Annotated in this window: 1 pseudogene; it reads right to left on the bottom strand. The window is 39.2% G+C overall.

Annotation, left to right across the window (positions count from 1 at the left end):
- Nucleotides 1–300: 300 nt before the first annotated feature.
- A pseudogene (locus D5R40_RS43275) lies at nucleotides 301–2,258 on the bottom strand (NAD(P)H-quinone oxidoreductase subunit F).
- Nucleotides 2,259–2,297 lie beyond the last annotated feature (39 nt).

A 2,297-nucleotide genomic window follows, 5' to 3' on the forward strand; every position in this document is an offset into this window, starting at 1 on the left:
TAGAGTTGTCGCTAAATAAAGGGAAAAAATCACTCTAACCTAGACAGAGCAATAATTCCAAGCATTTTTATTTTCCAATAGCTACAATCCTTACAAAACAAGGTTTTTGGGATTTTTTTCAGTTATAAAGCGACAACTCTAATAGATATCTCTAGAAAATAGGGAATAAGCAACAGGAAGAAATATTTGAATATTTATGGATAAGAACTTGAGTAAAAGCACTAATACCAAAACGTTTTTCGCCCTTCCGCTCTAACCCTTCCGCTCTAACCCTTCTGCCTTCTTCATTCTTCCTTACCTTCAAAAGCTAAAATCAATCAACCACAGTGCCAAAACCCCCAAGACACCAACCCCTATCAGAATAGTAAGCACATAAGATTGACCTTTACCAGATACCCCATACTTCAAACCCTCCCCACTAAAAATCGTTGCCAAACCAACTAAATTAACAACTCCATCAACAATATAACGGTCAACCCAAGCATTTAACCTTGAAAGTTGGCTAACCGCAAATACCACAGTTACATCGTAGAAACGATCGATATAGAAATCATAAGCAAGCAAATCTTGAACAAAACGCAAAGGAGCATATACTGGTCGAGACCAAATTCTGCCTAACTCCATCATGCTACCAAAAATAACACCAATCAAACCAGATGCAACTAACAAAATCACAACAGCTAAATTAATATAACCCCAGTCAGGTAATAGTGATAACCGTTGCATCATTATCGGTGTGAGTAGAGTAACGATAATTAACGATACCATCGGTACAGCCATTGGCCAGGGAACTTCTGGTGCCCGTTTCGTTTTCGGTTGAGATTCACCCCAGAACACCAAACGATAAACACGGGTTAAATTTAAAGCAGTCAGGAAATTAACAAATAACAAAACAGGTACAACCCAAGGATCGATAATCCAAAACACATCTAAACCTTGTCGTAACGCCCAGAAACCCCCTAAAGGTAATAACCCGATTAAACCTGCAGTACCTACTAAGAAAGAAGTTGTCGTAACTGGCATTCGAGACCCCAAACCCCCCATTTCTGTAAGATTTTGGCTATTTGTAGTCAAAATTACCCCTCCAGCACTCATAAATAATAGCGCTTTAGCAATGCAATGAGCTAATAGTAACAGCAAGCCAAAACCAGTCCATTGTGTACCAACAGAAATAAACACTAAACCTAGGTAAGCACTGGTAGAATGAGACAAAGCACGCTTAAGGTCAATTTGAGCTAAAGCGTGCTTTGTCTCATTCTACCAGTCCATTGTGTACCAACAGAAATAAACACTAAACCTAGGTAAGCACTGGTAGAATGAGACAAAGCACGCTTAAGGTCAATTTGAGCTAAAGCAACAAGAGAAGCTCCGATCGCAGTTATAGTTCCGATCACCACTAATACATCTAGAGCTATAGGAGCAATAATTAAAATCGGCTGCATTTGGATCAGTACATAAGCTCCCATGGCAACCACCACAGTATTCCGCAAAATTGAAGCTGGGTTTGGCCCTTCCATTGCCTTATCCAACCATAGATGCAGAGGAAATTGAGCGCATTTACCTATTGGCCCCGCAATCAAAGCCAATCCTAACAAATTACCAGTAATAGGAGAAAGTTCTACTCTTTCAGCCCATTCATATAGGTCAGTAAAATTCATACTGCCAGCTAAAGCTGATATGGCAACTACTCCCATGAGTAGTAAAACATCTCCGACTCGCTTCGTTAAAAACGCATCTCTAGCTGCTGTTACGACCAGGGGTTGAGCATACCAAAAACCTACTAACAAATAAGTAGAAAGAGTCAGCATTTCTAGCAAAGTATAGGAAATGAACAAAGAGTCACTAATTGTTAAGCCACTCATTGCTGCCTCAAAAAATCCCATTAGTCCAAAAAATCTGGCTAGCGCCCAATCCTTTTCTAAATATCCCAAAGCATAAAGTTGGGCTAATAGACTGAAACCCGTCACAACATCCATTGCTCCAACGGTTACAGATGAGATATTAAAGGCAAAAGATAAGTTGAGGTCTGCCGTTTGTAGCCAGTTGAATATGATTTCTCGTGGTTCTTGGTGACAAACAGCTTGATAAACAATGGAACCATGAATAAAGGCCAATAACGTCATCAAGATATTAAAATAAGCTGCTGGCCGTGGTCCCGTACGTTGAATTATCCCTGTTGACCAGGGTAAAGTCAAAATTGCTCCAATTAAACCATAAAAAGGTATCCACCAACAGTTTTGAGTCAGAAATTCCATGATTTATTATTTATTTACCTTTACTGTTAAAAATAAATATAT

The sequence above is a fragment of the Okeania hirsuta genome, from assembly GCF_003838195.1.
Taxonomy (GTDB): domain Bacteria; phylum Cyanobacteriota; class Cyanobacteriia; order Cyanobacteriales; family Microcoleaceae; genus Okeania; species Okeania hirsuta.